We start from the raw sequence: 25,027 nt of genomic DNA on the forward strand, positions 1-25,027 counted from the left end.
GCCAGGCATAAAAAAACGCCCCGTCCTGCGAAGGACGGGGCGTTTTTCATTCAGCGCGGATCAGGCGCAGCTTTCGGTTTCCTTGCTTGGCTCGACCAGCTCCAGGCTCAGGTTGTTTTCGCTGTTGATCTGGTGGTACAGCGTTGCGTCGGTTTCCAGGACCTTTTCCCGTGCCGGGAAGATTTCCTTGAGCTTGGCAGCCCATTCGCCGCTGGCCTTGGCCGGGAAGCAGCGCTCGATCAGCTCCAGCATGATCGAAACGGTCACCGAGGCACCTGGCGAGGCGCCGAGCAGGGCGGCCAGAGAGCCGTCCTTGGCGGCCACCAGTTCGGTACCGAACTGCAGGATGCCGCCTTTCTTCGGATCCTTCTTGATGATCTGCACCCGCTGGCCGGCCACTTCCAGGCGCCAGTCCTCGGCCTTGGCCTCGGGGTAGAAGCGGCGCAGGGATTCCAGGCGCTGCTCCATGGACTGCATGACTTCGCTGACCAGGTACTTGGTCAGGTCCATGTTGTCCCGGGCCACGGCCAGCATCGGGCCGATGTTGCCGGCGCGTACCGACATCGGCAGGTCGAGGAACGAGCCGTGCTTGAGGAACTTGGTGGTAAAGCCGGCATAAGGCCCGAACAGCAGGGACTTCTTGCCTTCGACCACGCGGGTGTCCAGGTGCGGCACGGACATCGGTGGCGAGCCCACGGCCGCCTGGCTGTAGACCTTGGCCTGGTGCTGCTTGACCACTTCCGGGTTGTCGCAACGCAGCCACTGGCCGCTCACCGGGAAACCGCCGAAGCCCTTGCTTTCCTCGATGCCCGAGGCCTGCAGCAGGGGCAGGGCCGCGCCACCGGCGCCGAGGAACACGAACTTGGCGTCGACTTCGCGGGTACTGCCGCTGTTGACGTCCTTGATGCTCACGGTCCAGCCGTTGGCCTTGTTGCGCTTGAGGCCAGTGACACGCTTGCAGTACTTGACCTGGGCATCGGGAGCGCTGGTCAGGTGCTTGAGCAACTGGTTGGTCAGGGCGCCGAAGTTGACGTCGGTACCGTTGAGCACGCGAGTGGCGGCGATGGTTTCGTCCGCTGGGCGGCCCGGCATCATCAGCGGCATCCACTCGGCCATCTTGGCCTTGTCTTCGGTGTATTCCATGTCCGCGAAGGCATGGTGCTGGCTCAGTACTTCAAAGCGCTTCTTGAGGAAGGAAACGCCTTTTTCGCCCTGTACGAAGCTCAGGTGCGGCACGGGGCTGATGAAGGACTTGGACGAGCCGAAGGTGCCTTTCTTGGTCAGGTAGGACCAGAACTGCTTCGACACCTCGAACTGGGTGTTGATGTGCACGGCTTTCTTGATGTCGATGCTGCCATCGGCGGCCTGTGGCGTGTAGTTCAGCTCACAGAGGCCGGCGTGGCCGGTACCGGCGTTGTTCCACGGGTTGGAACTTTCCGCGGCACCCGAATCCATCAGCTCGACGACTTCCAGCTTGATCGCGGGGTCGAGCTCTTTGAGCAGTACAGCAAGGGTGGCACTCATGATGCCGGCCCCGACCAATACGACGTCTACTGCTTCGTTATGCGCCATTAACGCGTCTCCAAAATCTGCAGCACCAAATTGACGGCATGGCTGCCAGGAGTGACGGGGCGGTTCACGTAATGCCCCAGGTTACCCATGGCCAGGATCGCCATGTCCGAATCTTCGCAATTTTTTGCAACTACCACGGACGCTGCCAACCGGGCCTCAAGGTGCGTATGAACGCATCTCGGGGAGCCTCGGGCAATTCGACTTATGGTCGATACATCCGCTCGTGCAACCAAATCCGTCAGCGGACAGGCTTCAAGCACCAGTTCTTGAGGAGTGCTCGGTCCTGTGTAATCGGGCTGTTGTAGAGGCCAATGGTGCCAGTTCAGACGCAAAACTATTCATTTGCTCGCCACACTCTTGTGAAGTTGTGAAAACCCGTTTTTTCACGCTCTTTTGAAGACGTGAACCTCAAAAAAGGGCTGCCTCAGCCTGGCACCTGGCCCGCGCGGTGATGCCGGCAAAGGATGCGGGCACGACGGGCAAACAGCTTTAAGTGGCCGAGCAACGGCAGCTCTGCAGTTTCGCGAAAAGTGGAGGTTTGCAAGGTGAACAGCAAGCACGCCAGCTTCACTCGAACTGTGTGGGCGGCTCTCTGTGGGCGGTGCGGGGTGCCAAAGCAGTGGCGTTGGCGGTACTGCGAGGCCCGATCAGGAGACGTCCTTATAATCGGGGGGAGATTGTAACGAAGAAATGCGCAGAAATGATCCTGTTTCGCGACTTTTATTAGGCTTTTGGTCAGGTGGCCAGTATCGGTTGCACCCGGGAGCGAGCGCAGCGCGGGCTGACCCGGGCGCTGGCGGGCAGCGCCTGGTGCAACCAGTTCAGGCGAATTTCCTGGATTTCCACCCAGCCATCGCCTACCGGGGCCAGCAGGCAGTGCTTGAAGGCCTGGCAACGTCCCTGGCTGTCCAGCAGGGCGAAGCTGCGAAACTGTTGACGGGGGGCGAACAGGGAGCGGAGGAAGTTCATGACCAGGTACCTGAATGTGTCATTGACGATAAGAATGCCCTTGAGCCGTTACATCATGATGTATTGCCAGTGAACGGCAGGTTACAGGAACCCGGTTGTACGGGACCTGTCTGAGTCTTGACTAAGTCATGCCTGGCGCTGGTTTGCCGTCCTTGTGCACCGCTATACTGCGGGCCTGTTTGTGCCTGATTCCTGGAGAGATGAGCATGTTGCAACGCCTGTTGTTCGGTTTGATCACTGTGACCAGCCTGTCGCTGGTGGGTTGCGCCCACAGCCCGCAACAACTGAGCCCGGAGCCCAAGCTCACTGCCCAGCTGGCGCCTGTCGGCCATGGCCAGCCGGTGGTGGTGAAAGTGGTTGATGGACGTCCTTCGCCGACCCTGGGCACCCGTGGCGGCCTGTACCCGGAAACCAGTGCCATCACCGTGCAGAGCGCGCAGATCCTGCCCAAGCTGCAGGCCCAGGCCGAAGCGGCAGTGCGCCTGCTGGGCTTTACCCCGACCGCCGGTGGCGCCAACGCCCCTCAGTTGACCGTGACCCTGGCCGAGCTCAAGTACCAGTCGCCTAAAGAAGGCCTGTACGTGACCGAGGCTACCATCGGTGCCACCTTCCGCTCGGATGTGCAGAACGCCAACCGTCGTTACAGCGGCCGTTACGGTGCTTCCCTGGACCAGCGTTTCGGCATGGCGCCGAACCAGGACACCAATACCAAGCTGGTGGGTGATGTGCTCAGCGATGCCTTGACCCGTCTGTTCAAGGATCCGACCGTGGGCCAGATCCTCGGCGAGTAACCCGCGCCTGGCTGGGGTTTGAGCCCTGGCCAAGCAACGAAAAAGCCCGGCTGCCTGATGGCGCGCCGGGCTTTTTTATGGGCGCGGATCAGGCCGCCTCGACGTAGAAGTCCAGCATGCTGACGCCCGTCAGCAGGTCTGTTTCCGGCAGGTCCGCGTGCTGGTGCCCGCCCAGGGCGCAATACACCAGCCAGTGCCGGTCCTGCACGTTGAACGCCAGGGCGCCCACCAGCGCCTGCTGTTCTTCACTGGGGGCGATCAGGTAAAGGCGGTCCTGGTTTTCGGCGTGCAGCATGACAAGCTCCGTGGGTTTCGAGGGGCGACAGACTGGCTTGTTTAGATGACGAAAAGATGACGCTTTAAATTAATGGACCGGCGTCTCGTTACTGGTCGGAAAGCCCCCCGCGTTTTGTCGGGGATTGAGTAGAATCCGCGCCGCGGGTGCACTCGACGGCCCGTATACGGCTTTCCTCCGAGGTTCATGATGTCGCTGCAACTGATCTGGTCGATGTTCAACGCCCATCCCGCCAAACTGATTAATCTGCTTGCCCTGCTGTTCGCCTGCCCAGGCAGCTGGCTGCTGCACGCCACCCGCCGTCGTGAACTGCGGGCCCTGGCCAATCTGGCCGTGCAGAGCGAGGGACGGGCGGTGGATCAGCCGCTGCTGATGCTGGATCCCGCAACCTTGCGCATCAATAGGTTTTTCTACCGCTTCGGCTTCGCCTGCCTTGGCCTGGCGTTGCTGGTGTCCTGGATCAGCACCCGGTTCTGATCAACCCCCAGGTTGCAGAAACGACAACGGCGCCCGCAGGCGCCGTTGTGCTTTCCAGTCCGGCCGTTACAGCGCCAGACCGGCCTTGACCCGATACTGGTTGCGCACCGGATTGGCGTATTGCAGTACCAGGTACGGCCGGTGTTCTGCCGGGCAGGCATCCAGCCGGCGCTGCCACTCCTGTTCGGCCTTGGCCAGCTCCTGGGCCGGGAAGACCTCGGCGGCCGTTGGCACCTGCAGTTGTGGATCGGCATCGCTCCACTGGGCATAGGCCAGGTAGTGCACCGGGAACAGGCGGTAGCCGCCGAGGATCTGCCGGTCCATTTCCATGGCCAGTTGCTTGGTGTCCTCGAAGGATTCGCTGATGGGCGCGGCGAAGTTCACGTGGACCCGGCCTTTATAGCCGGTGATGCCCTTGGCGATGCTCACGTCATCCTCGCCTGGTGCCTTGGTATAGGTGCCGGTGGTGGCGCGGATGTACAGCTCGCGGGCCTTGGCCTGGTCGCAGGGGTCGTATTCGTAGCTGATGGACACCGGTGTCAGGTTCAACGACTGGATGACCTCGCCGAACGGCTCGTCCTTGCGGCTCATGTGGAACATCTTGAGGATCGCCGACTCGGTGCGATCGTCGCCATCCTTGGCCCGGCCCTCGGCCTGGGCGATCCAGATCGACTGGCCGTCGTTGCGGATCGAATGGTTGATATAGGCCGACAGCAGCTGGTAGGCCGCGAGCTTTTCCCGGCGACCGCTGATGGAACGGTGCACGATGAAACTCTTGTTCAGGCGCATCAGGTCGCTGACAAACGGCTTCTGCAGCAGGTTGTCGCCAATGGCGATGCGTGGCGTCGGCAGGCCGGCGTGGTACACCGCGTAGTTGACGAAGGCCGGGTCCATGACGATGTCGCGGTGGTTGGCCAGGAACACATAGGCGGTGCCCGACTTGAACTGCTCGACGCCGGTGTAGGTCACGCCGTCGGTGGCCCGCTCGATGGTGTGGTCGACGTAGAATTCGACCTTGTCCTGCAGGGTGGCCACCGAAGTGACCCCGGCAAACTCACGGCGCAGGCGGTGAGCGATCAGGGGTTTGAGCAGCCAGCCGAAAGTCTTGGCAAAACGCGGGAAGCGAAAGTGGGTGAGGATATCTAGAAACGCCTTGTCACCGAGCAGCCGGGCCAGCACCGCTGGTACTTCGCTGTCGTGGTAAGGTCGGATGGCATCGAATTCGCCCATCATGCTCTCTTGTTAGAAACGGCTAGGGTAAGAAAAGGTTCGGATCGAAAAAAAGCCGGGCACGGTCTGAAAATTCAGCTCAAACAAAAAAAGCCCTGCAAATAGACCGGCGATTATACGCATAAGTCACTCTGGAGACGGCGATGCTGGAAACCGACCATTATCAGTGCCCTTACTGTGGTGAACAGGCAGAGGCGGTGCTGGACCTGTCTGGCGGCGACCAGACCTATATCGAAGACTGCCCGGTGTGCTGCCGGCCCATTGTATTCACCCTGCAAACCGACGGTCGGGAATGGATGCTCGACGTTCACAGTGAAAACGACTGAATGGGGAGTGGCCCTTATGCAGCGCATCTACGAGCCGGAAAACCTGCTGGAAGGCGAGTTGCTCCAGTGCATGCTGGCCAGCGAGGGGATCGAGGCCCATCTGCAGGGGCGCGATCTGTTGGGCGGGGCAGGGGAGCTGCCGCTGTTCGGGCTGCTGGGGCTGTCGGTGGAAAACCACCAGGCGCAACAGGCGCGAGAGCTGATCGCTGCGTACAATGCGGCCCTGCCGTTGCCCTTTGATGAACCGGACAATTTTGCCGGGGTGCTGGTCTGTTAGGCTGAGCGCCGATTTGCCGAGAGTTGTATTGCCCCATGTGTGGACGTTATGCCCTGTTTCGCTGGAACCCCGCGTTTGCCGCCTTGCCGGGATTTCCCGCTGACCAGAAGGCGCAGTGGAACATCTCGCCCAATGATTCGGTGCTGATCCAGCGCGCGGAAAACGGCCAGCGCACCCTGGCCCGGGCCCGCTGGGGGCTGACACCGCCGTGGCTCACGGACCTTTCCCGGACGCCCGCCCATGCCCGGGCGGAAACCCTGGCGGAGCAGCCGATGTTTCGCCAGGCCTTTCGCGAGCGGCGCTGCCTGCTGCCGGCCAATGGTTTCTACGAATGGCGCGGCGGCACCCGCAAGCGCCCCTACTGGCTGACGCCGGGGGAAGGTTCGTCGATCTTTTTTGCCGCGATATGGGAGGCCTACCCGGTGCAGGAGCAGGTCTGGCTGAGCACTGCAGTGGTAACCCAGGCGGCTTCCAATCTGCGTCGCCCGCTGATCCTCGATGCCGCCGGCCAGCAAGCCTGGCTCGATCCCGAAACCCCCTTGCATGCCCTGCAAGCCTTGCTGGCCAGCCCGCCGGCAGCCCTGCGCGAGCGGGTCCTGGCCAACCTGGTCAATGACCCCAAGCTCAACGGCCCCGAGTGCCTGACCCCCGCCTGAAGCATCAACTGCAGGAGCTGGCTGCAGGAGCTGGCTTGCCAGCGAAGAGGCCCCCTGGTTCGCTGCCCAAGCCAGGATCGCTTTCGCCGGCAAGCCGGCTCCTGCAGGTCCGTGATTAGACTTTGAACTGGTTGATCAGGCGTCGTTGCTGTTCGGCGAGCTTGGTCAGCCCGGCGCTGGCCGCACTGGACTCATCGGCGCCGCCCGCCACTTCATTGGCCACCTGGCCGATATTGATCACATTGCGGTTGATGTCCTCGGCCACCGCGCTCTGCTCCTCGGCGGCGCTGGCGATCTGGGTGTTCATGTCGTTGATCACCGACACCGCCTGGGTGATGGTTTCCAGGGCCTGGGCCGCCTTGGCCGCGTGTTCCACACTCTGGTCGGTCTTGTGCTGGCTGTCCTCCATCACCCGTACCACTTCCCGGGTGCCCTGTTGCAGTTGCTGGATCATCGACTGGATTTCTTCGGTGGCCTGCTGGGTTTTCTGCGCCAGGTTGCGCACCTCGTCGGCAACCACCGCAAAGCCCCTGCCTTGCTCGCCGGCTCGGGCCGCCTCGATTGCCGCGTTAAGCGCCAGCAGGTTGGTCTGCTCGGCAATCCCGCGAATGGCGATGAGGATGGCGTTGATGTTCTCGCTGTCCTTGGCCAGGGTCTGCACCACGCCCACCGCACGGCCGATTTCCTCGGCCAGGGCGCCGATGGCGCTGGAGGTGTCGCGCACGATCTGCATGCCCTGGCTCGCGGCCTGGTCGGCGTGGCTGGCGGCTTGCGCGGCCTGGGTGGCATTGCGCGCGACGTCCTGGGCGGTGGCGGTCATTTCGTGCACCGCGGTGGCTACCTGATCGATTTCAACCATTTGCTTGTGCACGCCCTGGTTGGTGCGAATGGCGATGTCTGCGGTGTGTTCCGAAGAATCGCTGACGCTCTGAACCGAGGTCACCACTTGGCTGATCATCGCCTGCAGCTTGGCCAAAAAGGTGTTGAAGCCTTTGGCGATGGAGCCCAGCTCGTCAGCGCGATCGCTGGTCAGGCGTCGGGTCAGGTCGCCTTCGCCCTGAGCGATGTCGTCGAGCATTGCCACCATCTGCCGTAGCGGCCGGGCAATGCCGTGGCCCACCAGCCAGATCACCAGCAAGCCGAGGCCGGCAATCACCAGCCCGACCATGGCCATGCCGAAGGTGTCGGCCTTGCGTTGTTCGGCCAGGTCACCTTGCAGTTTGTCGAGGTCGGCCATCACCGCGCTCAGCGGCAGTTGCAGCATCAGGGTCCAGTGCGCATCGGTCTGGCCGATGCCGAAGGGCAGGTACAGGCTGATGGTGCCGTTGGCCTGGTCGACGTCGTAGGTCACTTCGCCGCGCTTGAGGCTGGACAGCTTGGTCAGTGCATCACTGCTGAGCACGTCGCTGACTTTTTCACCGAACTTGCTCGAGTCCTTGGTATAGGCGACCAGGCGACCGTTACCGCCGATCAGGGCCATGTGCCCGGCGCCGCCGTAGAGCTTCTGGTTGGCGCCCACCAGCATGTCCTGGATGAAGTTCACTGACAGGTCGGCACCCACGATGCCCTGGAACTTGCCGTTGAGCAGGATCGGCTGAATAAAGGAGGCCAGCATCACCACCTTGTCGCCGACCTTGTAGGGAGCGGGGTCGATGGCGCAAGGCTTTAGGCTGTCCTGGGAGCAGAGGTAGTACTCGCTGGCGCGCACGCCGGTGGAAAGCAGGGTCCGATCATTGACGTCGGCCAGTTTGTCCAGGCCCAGGCTGCCGTCTTCATTGCGGAACCACCAGGGCAGGAAGCGGCCGTTTGCTGCATCGATACCCACCACCGAGGTGCCTACGTAGGCAGCGTCGTCATGGTCGATGGCGCCGGGTTCCCAGCCAATGTACGCACCGAGGATCTTCGGGTTCTGGGTGACGTTTTCCTTGATCAGGGCAATCAGTTGTTCACGGCTCAGGCTCAGCCCGGCATGGCCTTGCGAGTCCTGGGTGCCCATCAGCGCATTGACCCGCACCAGGCCGCCGGCGATCAGCAGGGGCGCTTCCAGTTCGCGCTGGATCTGGCTGACCTGGGTCTGCGCCAGGCCGCTCAGGCGTTGTTCGATGACCTGTTCGAACTGGGCCTGGGTACGGTCTTGCACCATCTGCTGGGTCCTGGCCCCGGAGAACAGGGCGTACAGCACCAGGGCTGCAACCACGCTGAGAACGATGGCGCCGGCCAGGGCGGCGACGGAAAACTGGATCGACTTGAACTTCATAGAGGCTCCGGGCGCAGGAATTTAGGTCTGCCGAGCTGTATCGGCCGCTGCAGCGCTGGCCATTAGCCTTACACGGAAAAATGACTGTTTCAGGGAGCTTGATGTCGTTCTTGGCAAGCTGTGGGGGTAACCCGGGCGGGATTTGCGGGAGGAATGAATTTTCTCCTGCAAGGCAGATATGTATCTGAAATGCGACCGATTGCTGTTTTTACATCTGGCGCGGATACATTTCCGCCCTTAGGATACGCGCCACGTTTTCAGGGAGGTTTCATGATGAAGAAGTCATTGGTCGTATGTGCATTGAGTGCCGCAGTACTGCTCAGCGGTTGTGAAACGGTCAATACCACCAGCGGTGGCGTGGTCGGTGTGGATCGCAAGCAATCCATGTTCAGCATGGTTTCCAGCGCTGAAGTGAACCAGTCCTATGCCCAGTCCTATCAGCAGACTCTGGGTGAAGCCAGCAGCCAGGGCGTACTGGACAAGACCAGCGCCAACGCCAAGCGCCTGCAGGTCATTGCCAACCGCCTGATTGCCCAGGCGCCGACTTTCCGCCCCGACTGCGCGCAGTGGAAATGGGAAGTCAACCTGATCAAGAGCGACGAGCTCAACGCCAACTGCGGTCCTGGCGGCAAGATCATTTTCTACTCCGGGCTGATCGAGAAGCTCAAACTCACCGACGATGAAATCGCCGCGGTCATGGGCCATGAAATTGCCCACGCCCTGCGCGAGCACGGTCGCGAAGCCATGTCCAAGCAGTACGCGGTCGGTGCCGGCAAGCAGATCGCCACCTTGTTCGGCGTTCCGCAGGAAACCGTAGCCCTGGGCGACAACGGGGTGAACCTGCTGATGACTCTGCCCAACAGCCGCGAGAATGAAAACGAAGCGGACCTGATCGGCCTGGAACTGGCCGCCCGTGCCGGTTACAACCCGAATGCGGCCATCAGCCTGTGGAACAAGATGGGCCAGGCTGCCGGTGGCTCCGCGCCGCCCGAGTTCATGAGCACTCACCCGGCTTCCACCAGCCGTATCGCTTCCTTGCAGGCGGCGATTCCCAAGGTGATGCCGCTGTATCAGGCCGCCAAGAAGTCCTGATCCCTTCGCGTCATTGTCGATGACGCTGTCGCCGGCACGCCGGCTCCTACGGGTTGCGTAGGGGCCAGCTTGCCGGCGATTTCGTTTATACCCAGCCGCTGATCTGCATGGCCTTGTACACCGCCACCACGGCGAGGATGAAGAAGGCCGACGCCGCCAGGCGACGGATCAGGGTCAGGGGCAGCTTGTCTGCGGCGAAGTTGCCTGCCAGGACCACCGGTACGTTGGCAATCAGCATGCCCAGGGTGGTACCGATGATCACCAGCCACAGATCCGGGTACTGCGCCGCCAGCATGACGGTGGCGACCTGGGTCTTGTCACCGATTTCTGCCAGGAAGAAGGCGATCAGGGTGGTCAGGAATGGGCCGAACTTGCGTGCGGTATTGGCTTCGTCGTCGTCCATCTTGTCCGGAACCAGGGTCCACAGCGCGGTGGCGGTGAAGCTGGCGGCGAGGATCCAGTGCAGGGTCGAGTCCGAGAAGAAGCTGCCGAACCAGGCGCCTACCGCACCGGCCGCCGCGTGGTTGGCCAGGGTCGCGGCAACGATGCCGGCGATGATCGGCCAGGGTTTGCGAAAACGTGCGGCGAGAATCAGGGCAAGCAGTTGCGTCTTGTCGCCGATTTCGGCCAAGGCAACGATTGCGGTGGGAACGAGTAGGGAGTCCAGCATCATCAGGGTTTTCCTAAGGGGCGGGTCGACACGGCTATGACACGTACAGCCTTCCCGCCCCGGGTAAGGTGTGCGTGTCATAGGTCTTGTCAAACCCTGCGGTCCGTCTGTGCGGACTCTTGGGTCGCATGCGCCATGGTCTGTTGACCAAGTATGTTGACGCATGCCGGACGAGCGTGGCGCTCGTGGGAGACTACTCCCCTAGGACGGAGCGGATTCTGCCTAGGCAAAACCCTTTCGGCAAGCCTTGTTTGCGAAAAAGGATTTCAGCCGCGCTTGGCCCGATAAATGCGAAAGCCCTGGCCTTCGGCCTTGATCGCACAGGGCCCCAGGTGCTCTTCGATCAGCGGCTGGTAGCGCAGGAAGCTGTTGGCAACTACTCGCAGTTCTCCACCTTTTTGCAGATGTTTGGCTGCTTTTCGCAGCAGGTTTTCCGTTGCCTGGTAGTCGGTATGGACCCCGGTGTGGAAGGGCGGATTGGTCAGGATGCCGTTCAGCCCCATGGGCGCGGCGTCGATTCCGTCACCGGTCAGCACCTCGGCTTCCAGGCCGTTGGCCGCCAGGGTCAGGCGGCTGCTGGCGGCGGCGAAGGCGTCCACATCCAGCAGGGTCACGCGGCTGTCCGGGTAGCGGCGTTTCACGGTGGCCCCGAGCACTCCGGCACCGCAGCCGAAGTCCAGCAGGTGGCCGGCGGGCAGGTGGTCCAGGTGCTCCAGCAGCAGCGCGGTGCCGCGATCCAGCCGGCCATGGCTGAACACCCCCGGCAGGCTGATGACTTTCAGCGGGCCTTCGGCCAGCGGCAGTTCGTACTCATGGGCCAGGCTCTGCAGGGTGAGCGGTTCGGGAGCATTGGCCACCGTGACCTGCCACAGCTGGCAGTGCCGGGCGCTATCGAGCTTGCGCGGTTTGCCGAAGGGGTTGAGTTGCTTGGCCGCACTCTCCACGCCGCTGCGCTTCTCGCCCACCAGGTACAGTTCGCGCCCGGCCAGGCGCGAGGCCAGGGCGTTGAGCAGGTAGTCGGTGAGGTCCTTGGATTTGGGCAGGAACAGCACGGCGCTGTCGAAGGATTGGGCCGGTGCGTCTACGCCAAAGTGACTGCGGCCGGGAAAGCGCGCCTCCAGGGCTGCCTGGTCGCCGGCGTGCCAGCTCCAGCCCCGGGCATTGGGCAGGCGGCCCAGCAGATCGTCGGCGGCCAGGCCGGCCAGCAGCAGTGAGCCTTGAAACAATTCAGCCTGACGCAACAGTACTTCACTGCGTGTGTCCATGATCCGCCCCCGAAAAAAGTGGCGAAGTTTATCAACTCACGACCCGCAGCGGGGCGCCGCTGAAGAAGGCGTGGGCGTTTTCCGTCAATTGACCGACGATTCGCTGGCGGGCCTCGCGGCTGCCCCAGGCGTTGTGTGGAGTGACGATCAGGCGCGGAATGTCGCCGGCCAGCAGGGGGTTGCCAGCCACCGGGGGTTCGACGCTGAGCACATCGGTGGCTGCACCACCCAGGTGACCATTGCGCAATGCATCGGCCAGGGCCTGTTCATCGATCAGCCCCCCGCGGGCGGTGTTGACCACCAGGGCTCCGGGCTTGAGCAGGGCCAGTTCCCGGGCACCGATAAAGTGGCGGGTGTGCTCGTTGAGGGGGCAGTGCAGGGTCAGGGCGTCCACTTGCGGCAGCAGTTCCTCCAGCGGCAGGCGGTCCGGGCGGGTCGGGCGGCCTGGAATCTGCCCCAGCAGCACACGCATGCCAAAGGCTTCGGCCAGGCGGGCCACCGCGCTGCCCAGTTCGCCATTGCCCAGCAGGCCCAGGGTCTTGCCCGCCAGTTCGATGATCGGGTAGTCCAGCAGGCAGAACTGACTGGCCTGTTGCCAGCGCCCGGCAGCCACGGCCTGCTGGTAATCGGCGACCCGGGTGGCCAGGTTGAGCAGCAGCATCAGGGTGTGCTGGGCCACCGAGGGAGTGCCGTAGCCCTGGCAGTTGCTGACGGTGATCCCCTGCTTGCGGGCTGCGGCCAGGTCGACATTGTTGGTGCCGGTGGCGGCCACCAGGATCAGTTGCAGGTCGGGGCAGGCGGCCAGGGTTTCGGCTGTCAGTGCCACCTTGTTGCTGATGGCCACCCGGGCTCCCTGCAGGCGTTCGGCGACCTGTTCCGGCGCTGTGTGGGCATGTACTTGCAGAGGGCTGAAGCTGTCATGCAGCGCACCCAGGTCCAGGTCACCGAGGTCCAGTGAGCTGTGATCGAGGAAGACGGCGCGGCGATTGTTAGTCATGAACTGTACCTTTTGCACGAGGGTTCTAAGGCGTAATCTGCCGAGCCTAACAGATGAAATAATTAGACATACACAGGAGCCTGCATGTACTTCACCGAGTTCTTGACCGTTGCCCTCATCCATCTTCTGGCAGTGGCCAGCCCCGGCCCGGACTTCGCCGTGGTGGTGCGTGAAAGCGTGACCCACGGCCGTCGAGCCGGCACCTGGACCGCGCTGGGCGTGGGCTGCGCAATCTTCCTGCACGTGGGTTACTCGCTGCTGGGGATCGGCCTGATCGTTTCCCAGTCCATCGTTCTGTTCAACGCACTGAAGTGGCTGGCTGCGGCCTACCTGCTGTACATCGGCTACAAGGCCCTGCGTGCCCAGCCGGCCAAACCGGCGGCCGACGACCTGCACAAGGAAGCCGGGGTCCGCACTGCGCGTGGGGCCTTCACTTCAGGCTTTGTCACCAATGGCCTGAACCCCAAGGCGACGCTGTTCTTTCTCTCGCTGTTCACCGTGGTGATCAACCCGCATACGCCGCTGGCGATCCAGGCCGGGTATGGCGTGTATCTGGCGGTGGCCACCGCTGTGTGGTTCTGCCTGGTGGCCATGCTCTTCAGCCAGCAGCGGGTTCGTGCCGGCTTTGCCCGCATGGGCCACTGGTTCGACCGCACCATGGGCGCAGTGCTGATCGCCATCGGCGTGAAGCTGGCCTTCACCGAGATGCATTGATTGCGCTGAGCTGATTCAAGGCCGCCACGTAATGCCGTGGCGTATCCCCGAGCAAACGGCAGAACATCGCGCTGAAGGCCCGGGCGCTGCCGTATCCCAGCGAGTCGGCCACGCTGTGCACGCTTTCCCCGGCGAGCAGGCGTGGCAGGGCTTCCATCAGGCGCACCTGCTGGCGCCAGGCATTGAAGTTCATCTGCACCTGCTGCTGGAACAGCCGCGCCAGGGTTCGTGAACTGGCGCCGACCTGCTGCGCCCAGTCTTCCAGGGTGTGGGGGTGATCCGGGGTCTGTATCAAGGTCCGGCAGATGGCTTGCAAGCGCCGGTCCTGGGGCATGGGAATGTGCAGCGGAAGGTTTTCCAAGGCGGCGATTTCTTCCAGCATCAATTGCTGGATCAAGGGGTTTTCCGCTTGTTCCGGACCTTGCACGGCACGCAGGATCAACTCCCGCAGCAGCGGTGTGACCGCCAGGACGCAGCATTGGCGCAATGCGGGCGCTGACAGCTCCGGGTCGATGAACAGAGAGCGCATGCGCACCTCGCCGACCATGAAGATTTCATGCTCCACCAGTGGCGGGATCCACACCGCCCGGCTCGGTGGGATCACCCAGGCGCCCTGGGCGGTGACCAGGCGCATGGTGCCGCAGGCGGCGTAGAGAAACTGCGCCTCGCGATGGCGGTGCAATGGTTGATGCCCGGCGTCGGGGTAGTCCCGGGGATAGGCGCTGACCGGCCCATGGTGGAAGTGGTCGATTAACATGTCCGGTCCAATGACTTTGTTGTCAGAAATGCGGTGGATTGCCAAATTAGCATAGGCGGCACAACAACCAACCCCCGGTGTGTCGCCATGAATCAAGCCCGAAACGTCATCCGCTACGTCAACGCCGCCCATGTCATCGATCACATGTTCATGCTGATCTTTCCCGCTGCCGTGCTGGGCATGACCCAGGCCTTTGGCCTGGACTATGCCGGGCTGATCGGTCTGTCCCTGGGTGGTTTCATCGCTTTTGGCGCCTGTTCGCTACCGGCCGGTTGGCTGGGGGATCACTGGAGTCGGCGGCAGATGATGCTGCTGTTCTTTTTCGGCATCGGTGGCGCTTCGATCCTCACCGGGCTCAGTAATAGCCCGAGCATGCTGGTGATCGGGCTGACCCTGATGGGAATATTCGCCGCTATCTATCATCCGGTGGGCACCGCGATGCTGGTGGCCTATGCGCAGAATCGCGGGCGCGAGATCGGCATCAACGGTATGTGGGGCAACCTCGGCGTGGCCTTCTCGGCCTTGATTACCGGCTTGCTGGTGGCGCAGTTCGGCTGGCGCTCGGCGTTCATCCTGCCGGGGAGCGTGGCCATCCTTCTGGGTGTCGGCTTTGCCTTGCAGGTGCGTGACGAGCCTGCCCCCGCACGCGCCCATGTGCCGCTCAAGGGCAAGGGCGGGCAGCAGATCTCCATGTTCCTGGTGTTCGGCGTGCTGGCCCTGGCCACAGCCACTGGCGGGGTGGTCTTCAACGCCACCACCATGACTTACCCGAAGCTGTTCCAGGAACGCCTGCATGAATTGTTCACCTCGCCGCAGACCCTGGGGGTGGTGGTCAGCCTGGCCTATGCCTTCGGCGCAGTGGCGCAGTTGTTGATCGGCCGGGTATTGCACCGCTTCAGCCTGAAGTGGCCGTTCATCATTTTGACCCTGCTCCAGGCCCCGTTGCTGCTGGCGATGGCCGACAGCCAGGGTTGGGGTGTGATCGTCCTGGGTGCGGCCTTCATGTTCGTGGTGTTCGGCCTGGTCACGGTGAACGATGCCATGGTCGCCAACTTCGTTGCGCCCCAGTGGCAGTCGCGAATCTTCGCCTTGCGTTACTGCCTGTCGTTCGGTGCCAGTGCCACGGCGATTCCGCTGATTGCTCTGGTGGAACCGCGTCAGGGCCTGAGTGGCCTGTACCTGGTCCTGGCGGGGGTCGCGGCGCTGACGTTTGCCGCGGCGCTGGCCTTTCCCCGCACCCCCGCGGAAGCGGCAGTGGGGCAAAGCGCCTGAGGTCGTGCAGGGCCGTAACAATACTGGCCTGAAGCTAGTATTTGTACGGCCCTGCAAATCATTCCTTTGGCTGATTTAGCGGGCGCGCAGGAGCTCTAGAGTGGTTATCCTCCAGTCACGACCGAGCCGTCAGAAAAGGGATTCTTATGTTGCAGACTCGCGTTATTCCTCCCGCCGAAGGCGCCTACCAATACCCACTTCTGATCAAGCGCTTGCTGATGTCCGGCACCCGCTACGAAAAAACCCGCGAGATCATCTACCGTGACCAGTTGCGCTACACCTATCCGACCCTGATCGAGCGGGTGGCGCGCCTGGCCAATGTGCTGACCGCGGCCGGGGTCAGGGCGGGGGACACCGTGGCGGTCATGGACTGGGACAGCCATCGCTACCTGGAGTGCATGTTTGCCATCCCGATGATCGGTGCGGTGATCCACACCATCAACGTGCGTCTGTCGCCGGAGCAGATTCTCTACACCATGAACCATGCCGAGGACCGCTTCGTGCTGGTCAACAGCGAGTTCGTCGGCCTGTACCAGGCGATTGCCGGGCACCTGACCACGGTGGAGAAAACCCTGCTGCTCACCGATGCCCCGGAGAAAACTGCCGAGCTGCCGAACCTGGTGGGCGAGTACGAGACCTTGCTCGCCGCCGCCGGCCCCCAGTACGCGTTCGAGGATTTCGACGAGAACTCGGTGGCCACCACCTTCTACACCACCGGCACCACCGGCAACCCCAAGGGCGTGTACTTCACCCACCGCCAGCTGGTGCTGCACACCCTGGGGGTGTCCACCATCATGGGGGCCATCGACAGCGTGCGCCTGCTGGGCACCAACGATGTGTACATGCCCATCACCCCGATGTTCCACGTGCACGCCTGGGGCTTGCCGTACGTGGCCACCATGCTCGGGCTCAAGCAGGTCTATCCCGGGCGCTACGACCCGGAGTACCTGGTGGAGCTGTGGCGCCGGGAGAAGGTCACCTTCTCTCACTGCGTGCCGACCATCCTGCAGATGGTGCTCAATGCCAAGGCGGCCCAGGGTACGGATTTCGGCGGCTGGAAGATCGTCATCGGCGGCAGTGCGCTGAACCGCGCGCTGTACGAGGCGGCCAAGGCCAAGGGCATCCAGCTGACGGCTGCCTACGGCATGTCGGAAACCGGACCGCTGGTGTCCTGTGCGCACCTGAACGATGAACTGATGGCGGGCAGCGAGGACGAGCGCACCACCTACCGCATCAAGGCCGGGGTGCCGGGGCCGCTGGTGGAGGCGGCGATCATCGATGCCGAAGGCAACTTCCTCCCGGCGGACGGCGAGGCCCAGGGCGAGCTGGTGCTGCGGGCGCCCTGGCTGAGCGAAGGTTATTTCAACGAGCCGCAAAAAGGCGCCGAGCTCTGGGAAGGCGGCTGGCTGCATACCGGTGACGTGGCAACCCTGGACAGCATGGGGGTGATCGACATCCGCGACCGGATCAAGGACGTGATCAAGACTGGTGGCGAGTGGATCTCCTCCCTGGACCTGGAGGACCTCATCAGCCGCCACGCGGCGGTACGTGAAGTAGCAGTGGTGGGCATCGCCGATCCGCAGTGGGGCGAACGCCCATTCGCCCTGCTGGTCATCCGTGAGGGCCATGAGATTGGCGCCCGCGAGCTCAAGGAACACCTCAAGCCCTTCGTCGAGCTGGGTCACCTGAGCAAGTGGGCGATTCCCAGTCAGATCGCCCTTGTTACTGAAATTCCCAAGACCAGCGTTGGCAAGCTCGACAAGAAGCGCATCCGCGTCGACATCAGCGAGTGGCAAGCCAGCAACAGCACCTTCCTCTCCACGCTCTGAGCGTCCTCTGCCGTGCCCGCTCGGGCACGGCATGCCCACCCGGCAAGCCTTTGCCTTGTGCTCACGGATTTTTCAGTCATTCTTGCCGCGCCGTTTTTCAGAGGTTATGGCAAAGGGCTGTTCCAGTGCGGTGGGTGGCTGCAAATCACACTTTAGAGGGATCAAGCAGTAATCCCTGCTGGATATAGTCCGTTCACGGATTTTTCTGAACGACGGAGCATTGCGGGGTGCTCGCGCCACGCAACTTCGGAGCCGGGACAAGTGTTCATTCAACCGGTATTCGAAGCGTTTTCAGAAGAGCGTACTGCCATAACAATAATGCACATGGAGTAGCGTCGATGACATCAGCAAACCAGTTCTGGCGCCGGGCGAAACTGCCCCTGGCCGTCGGTCTCGCCTCCACGCTCGCCGGGCCGGCATTCGGCGTCAGCTTCAATATCGGTGAAATCGAAGGCAGCTTCGATTCGTCCCTGTCGGTGGGGGCCAGTTGGTCGACCGCCGGGCGCAACAAGGACCTGATCGGGGTCAACAACGGCGGCAAGGGCCTGTCCCAGACCACCGATGACGGCCACTTGAACTTCAACAAGGGCCAGACCTTCTCGAAGATCTTCAAGGGTATCCATGACCTGGAATTGAAGTACGGCGATACCGGTGTGTTTGTCCGTGGCAAGTACTGGTATGACTTCAAGCTCCAGGACGAAGACCTGGACTTCAAGAACGTCAGCAACGACAACCGTAAAGAGGGCGCCAAGTCTTCCGGCGGTCAGATCCTCGATGCTTTCGTCTATCACAACTACTCCATTGCCGATGAGCCAGGTTCGGTGCGCTTCGGTAAGCAGGTGGTGAGTTGGGGCGAAAGTACCTTCATTGGTGGCGGTATCAACTCGATCAACCCGATCGACGTGTCGGCGTTCCGCCGTCCTGGTGCCGAGGTCAAGGAAGGTCTGATTCCGGTCAACATGTTCTACATCTCCCAGAACCTGACCGAGAACCTGTCGGCCGAAGCGTTCTATCAGTTGGAGTGGGACCAGACCGTTACCGATAACTGCGGAACCTTCTTCTCGCAGCCGGACAACATTTCCGATGGCTGTGACGACAATCTGCGTCTGCTCGCCAAGCGTTCGACCATCGCCGCCACGGCGCCGGGGCGCGCGGCCCTGGCCGCGATGCAGGCTCGTGGCGTCGACGTCAACGAAGAAGGCACGCTGGTGCGTCGCAGTGGCGACCGAGATGCCCGTGACAGCGGCCAATTCGGTGCGGCGTTCCACTACAACTTCGAGCCGCTGGACACCGAGTTCGGTGCCTACTTCATGAACTATCACAGCCGAGCGCCGATCTTCAGTGCCACGGCGGCACCACAGTCGGCTTACAACATTGCTCCTGGCTTCGGCACTTTGGCGCCGGTATGGATCGCCGGTAATTCGAAGTACTTCGTTGAGTATCCAGAAGACATTCGCCTGTATGGCTTGAGTTTCTCCACCACCCTGCCTACGGGGACGGCCTGGAGCGGTGAAATCAGCTACCGGCCGAATGCGCCTGTACAACTCAACTCTACCGATATTCTCTATTCCGCCGTTCGACCTCTGAAGGGGGCATTTGCCAACGCCTCGTTGCTTGAAGGTGTAGCGGGGCAGGACCTTCACGGCTATCGCCGCAAGGAAGTCACTCAGTTCCAGACTACCTTCACGCACTTCTTCGATCAGGTCATGGGCGCCAGCCGTCTGACGCTGGTGGGTGAGGTGGGGGTTACCCATGTCGGAGGCCTTGAGAGCAAGTCGGATGTCCGCTATGGACGTGATCCGGTGTTTGGTCCTGGCGCCTTGCCAGCCACCGGCGGGCAAAACACCTGTCGTGCGCTTAACTCCACCACCATTGCCGGTGCAGGTCCTGGCGCAGACGCCAGCAATCTGAGCGCCAACTGCAACAACGATGGCTTCACCACCGCCACCTCCTGGGGCTACCGCGGCCGTGCCATTTGGGAGTACCCGGATGTGTTCGCTGGTGTGAACCTCAAGCCGAACGTGGCTTGGTCCCATGACGTCAAGGGTTACTCGCCAGGTCCTGGCGGCAACTTCGAAGAAGGCCGCAAGGCCATCAGCCTGGGGCTGGATGCCGAGTACCAGAACACCTACACCGCGAGCCTGGCCTACACCAACTTCTTCGGTGGCGACTACAGCACCGTGGATGACCGGGATTTCCTCGCCTTGAGCGTTGGCGTGAACTTCTAAGCACACTGCATTTTCAGGAAGAACAACAATATGAAAATCACCAAGAGTCTGTTGCACGTCGGTGTGCTGGGACTGTCACTGCTGGCCACCGGGGTCATGGCCGCGGTCTCGGCCGATGAAGCCGCCAAGCTGGGTACCAGCCTGACGCCGATGGGCGCGGAAATGGCCGGCAATGCCGCCGGCACCATTCCGGCCTGGAAGCCACTGGCGACCAATGCTGGCACCGTGGACAGCAAGGGTTTCCTGTCCAACCCCTACGGCAGCGAGCAGCCGCTGTTCACCATCACCGCGCAGAACGTCGAGCAGTACAAGGACAAGCTGGCGCCGGGGCAGTACGCGATGTTCAAGCGCTACCCGGAAACCTTCAAGATGCCGGTCTACCCGTCCCATCGCGGGGCCACCGTGCCGGCTGACGTGTTCGCCGCGATCAAGCGCAACGCCACCAGCACCAACCTGGTGTCCGGCGGCAACGGCCTGGAGAACTTCGAAACCGCGATTCCGTTCCCGATCCCGAAAAGCGGCGTGGAAGTCATCTGGAACCACATCACCCGCTATCGCGGTGGCAGTGTGACCCGCCTGGTGACCCAGGCCACGCCACAGGCCAACGGCTCCTACAGCCTGGTGTACTTCCAGGACCAGTTCGTGTTCCGCGACAAGATGAAGGACTACGATCCGAAGAACCCGGGCAACATCCTGTTCTACTTCAAGCAGAAAGTGACCGCGCCGGCGCGCCTGGCCGGTGGCGTGCTGCTGGTGCACGAAACCCTCGACCAAGTGAAGGAGCCGCGCTCGGCCTGGGTCTACAACGCTGGCCAGCGCCGCGTACGCCGCGCCCCGCAAGTGTCCTATGACGGTCCGGGTACCGCTGCCGACGGCCTGCGTACTTCCGACAACCTGGACATGTACAACGGTGCGCCGGATCGCTACGACTGGAAGCTGGAAGGCAAGAAGGAGATGTACATCGCTTCCGACAGCTACAAGCTCGACTCGCCGACCCTGAAGTACGCCGACATCATCAAGGCCGGCCACATCAACCAGGACCTGGCTCGCTATGAGCTGCGCCGGGTCTGGCATGTGGTGGCAACCTTGAAGGAAGGCCAGCGCCATATCTACGCCAAGCGTGACTTCTACATCGACGAAGACACCTGGCAGGCAGCGGTGATCGACCACTACGACGGTCGTGGCCAGCTGTGGCGCGTGGCCGAGGCTCACGCCGAGAACTACTACGACAAGCAAGTGCCGTGGTACGCCCTGGAAACCCTCTACGACCTGCAGTCCGGCCGCTACCTGGCCCTAGGCATGAAGAACGAAGAGAAACAGGCCTACGACTTCGGTTTCACCGCCACCACCAGCGATTTCACCCCAGCCGCCCTGCGTCAGGACGGGGTTCGCTGAGCCGCTGCAAATAGAGGCCGCATCCTCGGAAAAAGCCCCGACCTGGTTCGGGGCTTTTTTTTGCCTGAGGGCCCGGCCTTGGAATCCATCCGGGTGCAGACGGCTTTCTCGAAGCTAATTAGCCACTTAATCAATAAATAAACGAAATATCTTTTAATCATTCAGAGTTATCTGACCAATTTGCTCATAGTCTTTTTCGCCCGAATGGTCGCAAAAATCTTCAACAGGTGGCCTTTTACCGCTAGTCTGCGGACATCTGCTACGCCGACAACCGTACATCAATAAGAGTTGGCCATGACTGACCTGTCCCCCCTGCAACGGCCTGCCAGCGCGGTGATCCCCGCTCTGGAGGGGCGTTTTTATCGACCCCCCCTGCCCGATGGATACGTGCAGCGGCCGCGTCTTTGCGAGCGTCTGAGCGCCGGGTTGAAGGGGCGATTGCTGCTGGTCTGTGCGCCTGCCGGGTTTGGCAAGAGCTCGCTGGCCGTGGAGTTTTGCCAGGGGCTGCCGGATAACTGGCAGAGCCTGTGGCTGGGGTTGAGCCGCCGGGACAGCGATCCCGGGCGTTTCCTCGAGCGTCTGTTGGCCGGTCTGCAGCAGTACTTTCCCCAATTGGGACGGCAGTCCCTGGGCCTGTTGAAAATGCGTCAGCGTCACCAGCCCTTCGCCTTTGAAGAGTGGCTGGACGGCCTGCTGGATGAGCTGGCGGTGCAATTGACCGGTGCCAGTCCGTTATTGCTGGTGCTGGACGACTATCACCTGGCCCAGGGGCCGGTCCTCGATCGTTGCCTGCAGTTTTTTCTCAATCACCTGCCCGATGGCTTGCTGGTGCTGGTCACCAGCCGCCAACGCCCGGACTGGCACCTGGCGCGGCTGCGGTTGTCCCGGCAACTGCTGGAGCTGCACGAGCAGGATTTGCGCCTGACCCACGACGAATCCCTGAGCCTGCTCGACCGGCACAGCAGTTCGCTGCGCGGCGAAGCCCTGGAAAACCTGATTCAGCGCAGCGAAGGCTGGGTGGCCGGGCTGCGTTTCTGGTTGCTGGCGGCATCCGAGGCGGGAGCCGGGGGCGCGCTACCCCAGGGCCTGCATGGCGGGGAAGGGCTGATCCGCGACTACCTGCTGGAAGAGGTCATCGACTGCCTGCCCGCCGAAGTGCAGTCATTCCTGTATGACACGGCGCCCCAGGAGCGGTTTTGCGCCGAGCTGTGCGATGCCCTTCGCGAAGCCCATGACAGCGCCGAGATCCTGGGTTTCCTCCAGGCCCACCAGGTATTCCTGGTGCCCCTGGATGAACACGGCCATTGGTATCGTTATCACCACCTGTTTTCCGACCTGCTGCGCACCCGGCCCACGGCCAATGCCCTGGTGCCAGCGGCCAGCCTGCACCTGCGCGCCTGCCGCTGGTTCAACGCCCAGGGGCTGCTCGACGAGGCGGTGGAGCAAGCGCTGCGCGCCGGGCACCTGGACGTGGCGGCCAACCTGGTGCAGAACCTGTCCGAAGAGCAACTGCTGGCGGAACAGAACGTCGGCATGCTGCTGCGCTGGAAGATGGACCTGCCCGACAGCCTGCTGATCAGCACGCCGCGGCTGATCGTGCTCTACAGCTGGGCCCTGGGCCTGGCCTGCCAGCTGGATGCGGCGGAGGAACTGGCCAATCACCTGAGTCGTTTCCTGCCGGCCCCTTCGGCCACGGCGCAGAAGTCGATGTTGGCGCAATGGCTGGCCCTGAGCGGAATCATCGCCCGTGGCCGCGGCCAGCGGGAAAACACCCTGGCCTATTGCAGCGAGGCCCTGGAAAGCCTACCGCCCAAACGTTATGGGCAGCGCCTGATGTGCCTGTCGACCTTGTCCAACCTGGCCATTACCGATGCCGATCTGTGGCGGGCCCGCAGCCTCAATCGCGAATCCCTGGAGCTGGCGCAACGGGTCGGCAATCCGTTGTTCGAAGCCCTGGCCCACTACGACCGTGCCCGGGTCCTGCAGGCCCGCGGCGAAGTGCTGCGGGCGCAGGAGGAGGTACACCAGGGGCTGCGGCGCCTGCAGGGCCTGTCGGCCCAGCGGTTGTATGCGGTGCGGGCCCGGTTGACCCTGTATGACGGTTATCTGCTGACCCTGCGTGCCCAGCCCGAGGCCGGCCTGTTGCGCTTGCAGGCCGGCCTGGTGGAGGCCCGGGCCTGTCGCGATATCAGCGTGCTGATCGGTCACTGCGTGATCGCCAAGCAGGAAGGCCTGGGTGGCGAGTTCTCCCGAGCCTTCGCCGAGCTGGCGGAAGCCGAGCGCTTGATGCACATCTGGGACGTGCCACCGATCTATTACCTGGCAATGATCACCCTGGTGAAATGCGAGCTGTGGCTGGCCCAGGGGCGTACCGATCTGGCCGAAGCCTGGCTGGCCCGCCTGGGCCAGACCTACACCGGCGAACAGGCGGCGGCGCCACCGGAGTTCCACCCGCAACTGCCGTTGCACATTGAATTGCAGCAAGCCCAGCTTGAAAGCATCAAGGGCGATCTGGGCCGGGCGGAGCAGCGCTTGAATCGGTTGGTCGAGCATGGCCAGCAAAGCGGCCGGCAGTTGCTGAGCGTCATGGCCCTGACCCAGAAAGCCGCACTGTTGCTGGCGGCCGGTCGCGGTCCGCAGGCCCGCCAGGACCTGGCCCAGGCTCTGGAGGCCGGGGTTGGAGGCGCGGTGCAGCCGTTCATGGCATTGCTCCATGGCCATCCCGTCTGGATGCGTGAGCAGTTGCAGCAGGGCGTATCGACAGCCCTGACCCAGGCGTTGCTGGAGCGGTTGCCGGCAGCATCGCGTGAACCTCAGGAGATCGTGGCCCATAACGAGTCCTTGAGCTCCCGGGAGCTTTCAGTGTTGCAGTTGATCGCCCAGGGCTGCTCCAACCAGGAAATCAGCGAGCGCCTGTTCATCTCGTTGCATACGGTGAAGACCCATGCCAGCCATATCAACAGCAAGCTGGGGGTAGAGCGCCGGACCCAGGCCGTGGCCCGGGCCCAGGAGCTGGGGTTGCTGGGGTAGGCGCTGCGCCACTGGCTGCCGGGGCTAGCGGGCCAGGTGCTCCTTGCAGTAGTCGGCGAACAACCGCGCCGGCTTGGTCAATTGGCCACGTTTGAGCCAGGCGGCCACCAGGCCTGAACCTGTGACGTCCTCGACAATGTCGACACACACCACCGGCTTGCCATCGTAGGAAAAAGGCGAGTGGGGGCGGGTGACCAGGATCGAGAAACCGAAGCCCTGGCCGACCATCCCGCGCACCATCTCGATGGACGGTGAGCTGAAGGCAATCTGCGGCGTCAGCCCCAGTTCTTCGAACAGGCTGACGAAATAGGTGCGGCTCGGTTGCACGTCCAGCAGGATCATCGGCTCCAGGCACAGGTCGCGCAGCGATACCTGGGGCTGCTTGGCGTAGCGATGGCCGGCCGGCAGCAAGGCGTAAGGCCGTTGCGGCGGCATCAGTGGCTCGGTTTCGATGGTGCCGTCCAGGTCATGCTCATAGAGGATCGCCAGATCGAACGCGCCACCGGTCAGGCCCTGTACCAGTTCCTGCTGTTCGCCATCACGGATGCGGATTTCCACCCCGGGATAGAGCGCGCTGAAGCCGGCGATCAGTTGTGGCAGGTACAGCGGTGCCACGGTTTCGAAGCAGCCGATGTCGATCTGTCCGGCGACCACGTCGTTGTCTGCCAGGGCGTTCTGCTCGAACTCCTTGGCCATGCGCAGCAGCTCCTGGGCCTTGCGGTAGAAACGTGCCCCGCTGGGGGTCAGGGAGACGCCGAGGGCATGGTGACGAATCAGCAATTGCACGCCGAAGCTGTCCTCCAGGCCCTTGATGGCGGTGGAGATCGACGGCTGGGCAATGTACAGCTTGCGTGATGCCTCGGCGACGCTGCCGCACTCGACGGTGGTGATGAAGTACTTCAGTTGACGCAGATTGTAGGCAGCCACA

At 62.6% G+C, this 25,027-nt stretch carries 22 protein-coding genes, 1 pseudogene and 1 riboswitch; of the genes and pseudogenes, 12 read left to right on the forward strand and 11 right to left on the reverse strand.

Features of this window, described 5'->3' with window-relative positions:
* Window positions 1-60: 60 nt before the first annotated feature.
* Window positions 61-1,572, reverse strand: a complete 1,512-nt coding sequence (mqo, locus tag M2395_RS18625; RefSeq protein ID WP_019095052.1) for a malate dehydrogenase (quinone) — start codon at window positions 1,570-1,572, stop codon at window positions 61-63.
* Window positions 1,573-2,307: 735 nt separating this feature from the next.
* Window positions 2,308-2,541 (reverse strand): hypothetical protein, encoded by a 234-nt coding sequence (locus M2395_RS18630; protein WP_019096022.1) that lies wholly within the window; start codon window positions 2,539-2,541, stop codon window positions 2,308-2,310.
* Between the two features lie 206 nt (window positions 2,542-2,747).
* Between M2395_RS18630 and M2395_RS18635 the strand changes: the two genes are divergently transcribed.
* Window positions 2,748-3,332 carry a YajG family lipoprotein gene (locus M2395_RS18635; protein WP_011063379.1) on the forward strand — a complete coding sequence of 195 codons (585 nt, stop codon included), beginning with the start codon at window positions 2,748-2,750 and terminating at the stop codon, window positions 3,330-3,332.
* Between the two features lie 88 nt (window positions 3,333-3,420).
* Here M2395_RS18635 and M2395_RS18640 read toward each other — a convergent pair whose 3' ends face one another.
* Window positions 3,421-3,627 (reverse strand): hypothetical protein, encoded by a 207-nt coding sequence (locus M2395_RS18640; protein ID WP_011063378.1) that lies wholly within the window; start codon window positions 3,625-3,627, stop codon window positions 3,421-3,423.
* A gap of 189 nt (window positions 3,628-3,816) precedes the next feature.
* Between M2395_RS18640 and M2395_RS18645 the strand changes: the two genes are divergently transcribed.
* Window positions 3,817-4,104 (forward strand): hypothetical protein, encoded by a 288-nt coding sequence (locus M2395_RS18645; protein ID WP_015636955.1) that lies wholly within the window; start codon window positions 3,817-3,819, stop codon window positions 4,102-4,104.
* A 66-nt stretch (window positions 4,105-4,170) separates the two neighbouring features.
* Here M2395_RS18645 and M2395_RS18650 read toward each other — a convergent pair whose 3' ends face one another.
* On the reverse strand, window positions 4,171-5,337 hold the full coding sequence (locus M2395_RS18650; RefSeq protein ID WP_015636954.1) for a 1-acyl-sn-glycerol-3-phosphate acyltransferase: 1,167 nt from the start codon (window positions 5,335-5,337) through the stop codon (window positions 4,171-4,173).
* Window positions 5,338-5,477: 140 nt separating this feature from the next.
* Here M2395_RS18650 and M2395_RS18655 point away from each other — a divergent pair, with 140 nt between their 5' ends.
* The 3 genes from M2395_RS18655 to M2395_RS18665 are packed head-to-tail and all read left to right on the forward strand — an operon-like array spanning window position 5,478 to window position 6,593.
* Complete coding sequence (locus M2395_RS18655; protein ID WP_011063375.1) at window positions 5,478-5,660, forward strand: CPXCG motif-containing cysteine-rich protein; 183 nt, start codon at window positions 5,478-5,480, stop codon at window positions 5,658-5,660.
* A gap of 16 nt (window positions 5,661-5,676) precedes the next feature.
* Window positions 5,677-5,937: a putative signal transducing protein gene (locus M2395_RS18660; RefSeq protein WP_011063374.1), complete on the forward strand. Its 261-nt coding sequence runs from the start codon at window positions 5,677-5,679 to the stop codon at window positions 5,935-5,937.
* Between the two features lie 35 nt (window positions 5,938-5,972).
* Window positions 5,973-6,593 (forward strand): SOS response-associated peptidase, encoded by a 621-nt coding sequence (locus M2395_RS18665; protein WP_011063373.1) that lies wholly within the window; start codon window positions 5,973-5,975, stop codon window positions 6,591-6,593.
* A 115-nt stretch (window positions 6,594-6,708) separates the two neighbouring features.
* Here the strand turns inward: M2395_RS18665 and M2395_RS31870 are convergent, their stop codons facing one another.
* Window positions 6,709-7,551 (reverse strand): methyl-accepting chemotaxis protein, encoded by an 843-nt coding sequence (locus M2395_RS31870; protein ID WP_371261320.1) that lies wholly within the window; start codon window positions 7,549-7,551, stop codon window positions 6,709-6,711.
* Between the two features lie 12 nt (window positions 7,552-7,563).
* A pseudogene (locus M2395_RS31875) lies at window positions 7,564-8,850 on the reverse strand (HAMP domain-containing protein); the annotation flags it as partial.
* 273 nt (window positions 8,851-9,123) lie between these two features.
* On the opposite strand from M2395_RS31875, the gene M2395_RS18675 reads away from it, so the two are divergent.
* Window positions 9,124-9,942, forward strand: a complete 819-nt coding sequence (locus M2395_RS18675) for a M48 family metallopeptidase (RefSeq protein WP_011063371.1) — start codon at window positions 9,124-9,126, stop codon at window positions 9,940-9,942.
* An 85-nt stretch (window positions 9,943-10,027) separates the two neighbouring features.
* On the opposite strand, the gene M2395_RS18680 is transcribed toward M2395_RS18675, so the two are convergent.
* From M2395_RS18680 to M2395_RS18690, 3 genes are all read right to left on the reverse strand, one after another.
* Window positions 10,028-10,612, reverse strand: coding sequence for a TMEM165/GDT1 family protein (locus M2395_RS18680; RefSeq protein WP_011063370.1), 585 nt, complete (start codon window positions 10,610-10,612; stop codon window positions 10,028-10,030).
* 92 nt (window positions 10,613-10,704) lie between these two features.
* Window positions 10,705-10,826, reverse strand: a riboswitch (yybP-ykoY riboswitch).
* Between the two features lie 52 nt (window positions 10,827-10,878).
* Complete coding sequence (locus M2395_RS18685; RefSeq protein WP_015636950.1) at window positions 10,879-11,877, reverse strand: class I SAM-dependent methyltransferase; 999 nt, start codon at window positions 11,875-11,877, stop codon at window positions 10,879-10,881.
* Between the two features lie 31 nt (window positions 11,878-11,908).
* Window positions 11,909-12,874 (reverse strand): 2-hydroxyacid dehydrogenase, encoded by a 966-nt coding sequence (locus tag M2395_RS18690; protein ID WP_053160073.1) that lies wholly within the window; start codon window positions 12,872-12,874, stop codon window positions 11,909-11,911.
* A gap of 84 nt (window positions 12,875-12,958) precedes the next feature.
* Here M2395_RS18690 and M2395_RS18695 point away from each other — a divergent pair, with 84 nt between their 5' ends.
* Window positions 12,959-13,588 (forward strand): LysE family translocator, encoded by a 630-nt coding sequence (locus tag M2395_RS18695; RefSeq protein ID WP_011063367.1) that lies wholly within the window; start codon window positions 12,959-12,961, stop codon window positions 13,586-13,588.
* Here M2395_RS18695 and M2395_RS18700 read toward each other — a convergent pair.
* Entirely contained in the window at window positions 13,572-14,345 is a 774-nt protein-coding gene (locus M2395_RS18700; protein ID WP_015636948.1) for a helix-turn-helix domain-containing protein, read from the reverse strand. The two genes, M2395_RS18695 and M2395_RS18700, sit on opposite strands and share 17 nt — an antisense overlap.
* Before the next feature lie 87 nt (window positions 14,346-14,432).
* On the opposite strand from M2395_RS18700, the gene M2395_RS18705 reads away from it, so the two are divergent.
* The 5 genes from M2395_RS18705 (at window position 14,433) to M2395_RS18725 (ending at window position 24,099) form a co-directional block, all read left to right on the forward strand.
* Window positions 14,433-15,617 carry an MFS transporter gene (locus M2395_RS18705; RefSeq protein ID WP_123431397.1) on the forward strand — a complete coding sequence of 395 codons (1,185 nt, stop codon included), beginning with the start codon at window positions 14,433-14,435 and terminating at the stop codon, window positions 15,615-15,617.
* Between the two features lie 146 nt (window positions 15,618-15,763).
* A complete protein-coding gene (locus M2395_RS18710) occupies window positions 15,764-17,446 on the forward strand; it encodes a fatty acid--CoA ligase (RefSeq protein ID WP_053153721.1) in 1,683 nt (560 codons plus the stop codon).
* Window positions 17,447-17,784: 338 nt separating this feature from the next.
* Entirely contained in the window at window positions 17,785-19,674 is a 1,890-nt protein-coding gene (locus M2395_RS18715) for a DUF1302 domain-containing protein (protein ID WP_123431396.1), read from the forward strand.
* Between the two features lie 30 nt (window positions 19,675-19,704).
* Window positions 19,705-21,069, forward strand: coding sequence for a DUF1329 domain-containing protein (locus M2395_RS18720; protein ID WP_011063362.1), 1,365 nt, complete (start codon window positions 19,705-19,707; stop codon window positions 21,067-21,069).
* A gap of 294 nt (window positions 21,070-21,363) precedes the next feature.
* On the forward strand, window positions 21,364-24,099 hold the full coding sequence (locus M2395_RS18725) for a LuxR C-terminal-related transcriptional regulator (protein ID WP_053153716.1): 2,736 nt from the start codon (window positions 21,364-21,366) through the stop codon (window positions 24,097-24,099).
* 24 nt (window positions 24,100-24,123) lie between these two features.
* Here the strand turns inward: M2395_RS18725 and M2395_RS18730 are convergent, their stop codons facing one another.
* The gene (locus M2395_RS18730) at window positions 24,124-25,026 is read right to left on the reverse strand and encodes a LysR family transcriptional regulator (protein ID WP_011063360.1); all 903 of its coding nucleotides are present in this window, start codon (window positions 25,024-25,026) and stop codon (window positions 24,124-24,126) included.
* Window position 25,027 lies beyond the last annotated feature (1 nt).

Origin of the sequence: Pseudomonas sp. BIGb0176 (genome assembly GCF_024810175.1) — a bacterium.
GTDB lineage: Bacteria > Pseudomonadota > Gammaproteobacteria > Pseudomonadales > Pseudomonadaceae > Aquipseudomonas > Aquipseudomonas protegens.

Bases quoted from the DNA above. Each gene is read 5' to 3' on its own strand.
- M2395_RS18640 (WP_011063378.1), bottom strand. From the start codon at position 3,627: ATGCTGCACGCCGAAAACCAGGACCGCCTTTACCTGATCGCCCCCAGT.
- M2395_RS18660 (WP_011063374.1), top strand. From the start codon at position 5,677: ATGCAGCGCATCTACGAGCCGGAAAACCTGCTGGAAGGCGAGTTGCTC.
- M2395_RS18685 (WP_015636950.1), bottom strand. From the start codon at position 11,877: ATGGACACACGCAGTGAAGTACTGTTGCGTCAGGCTGAATTGTTTCAA.
- M2395_RS18710 (WP_053153721.1), top strand. From the start codon at position 15,764: ATGTTGCAGACTCGCGTTATTCCTCCCGCCGAAGGCGCCTACCAATAC.
- M2395_RS18630 (WP_019096022.1), bottom strand. From the start codon at position 2,541: ATGAACTTCCTCCGCTCCCTGTTCGCCCCCCGTCAACAGTTTCGCAGC.
- M2395_RS18645 (WP_015636955.1), top strand. From the start codon at position 3,817: ATGTCGCTGCAACTGATCTGGTCGATGTTCAACGCCCATCCCGCCAAA.
- M2395_RS18715 (WP_123431396.1), top strand. From the start codon at position 17,785: ATGACATCAGCAAACCAGTTCTGGCGCCGGGCGAAACTGCCCCTGGCC.
- M2395_RS18650 (WP_015636954.1), bottom strand. From the start codon at position 5,337: ATGATGGGCGAATTCGATGCCATCCGACCTTACCACGACAGCGAAGTA.
- M2395_RS18720 (WP_011063362.1), top strand. From the start codon at position 19,705: ATGAAAATCACCAAGAGTCTGTTGCACGTCGGTGTGCTGGGACTGTCA.
- M2395_RS18675 (WP_011063371.1), top strand. From the start codon at position 9,124: ATGAAGAAGTCATTGGTCGTATGTGCATTGAGTGCCGCAGTACTGCTC.
- M2395_RS18725 (WP_053153716.1), top strand. From the start codon at position 21,364: ATGACTGACCTGTCCCCCCTGCAACGGCCTGCCAGCGCGGTGATCCCC.
- M2395_RS18695 (WP_011063367.1), top strand. From the start codon at position 12,959: ATGTACTTCACCGAGTTCTTGACCGTTGCCCTCATCCATCTTCTGGCA.
- M2395_RS18700 (WP_015636948.1), bottom strand. From the start codon at position 14,345: ATGTTAATCGACCACTTCCACCATGGGCCGGTCAGCGCCTATCCCCGG.
- M2395_RS18665 (WP_011063373.1), top strand. From the start codon at position 5,973: ATGTGTGGACGTTATGCCCTGTTTCGCTGGAACCCCGCGTTTGCCGCC.
- M2395_RS31870 (WP_371261320.1), bottom strand. From the start codon at position 7,551: ATGATCAGCCAAGTGGTGACCTCGGTTCAGAGCGTCAGCGATTCTTCG.
- M2395_RS18690 (WP_053160073.1), bottom strand. From the start codon at position 12,874: ATGACTAACAATCGCCGCGCCGTCTTCCTCGATCACAGCTCACTGGAC.
- M2395_RS18705 (WP_123431397.1), top strand. From the start codon at position 14,433: ATGAATCAAGCCCGAAACGTCATCCGCTACGTCAACGCCGCCCATGTC.
- M2395_RS18635 (WP_011063379.1), top strand. From the start codon at position 2,748: ATGTTGCAACGCCTGTTGTTCGGTTTGATCACTGTGACCAGCCTGTCG.
- mqo (WP_019095052.1), bottom strand. From the start codon at position 1,572: ATGGCGCATAACGAAGCAGTAGACGTCGTATTGGTCGGGGCCGGCATC.
- M2395_RS18680 (WP_011063370.1), bottom strand. From the start codon at position 10,612: ATGCTGGACTCCCTACTCGTTCCCACCGCAATCGTTGCCTTGGCCGAA.
- M2395_RS18655 (WP_011063375.1), top strand. From the start codon at position 5,478: ATGCTGGAAACCGACCATTATCAGTGCCCTTACTGTGGTGAACAGGCA.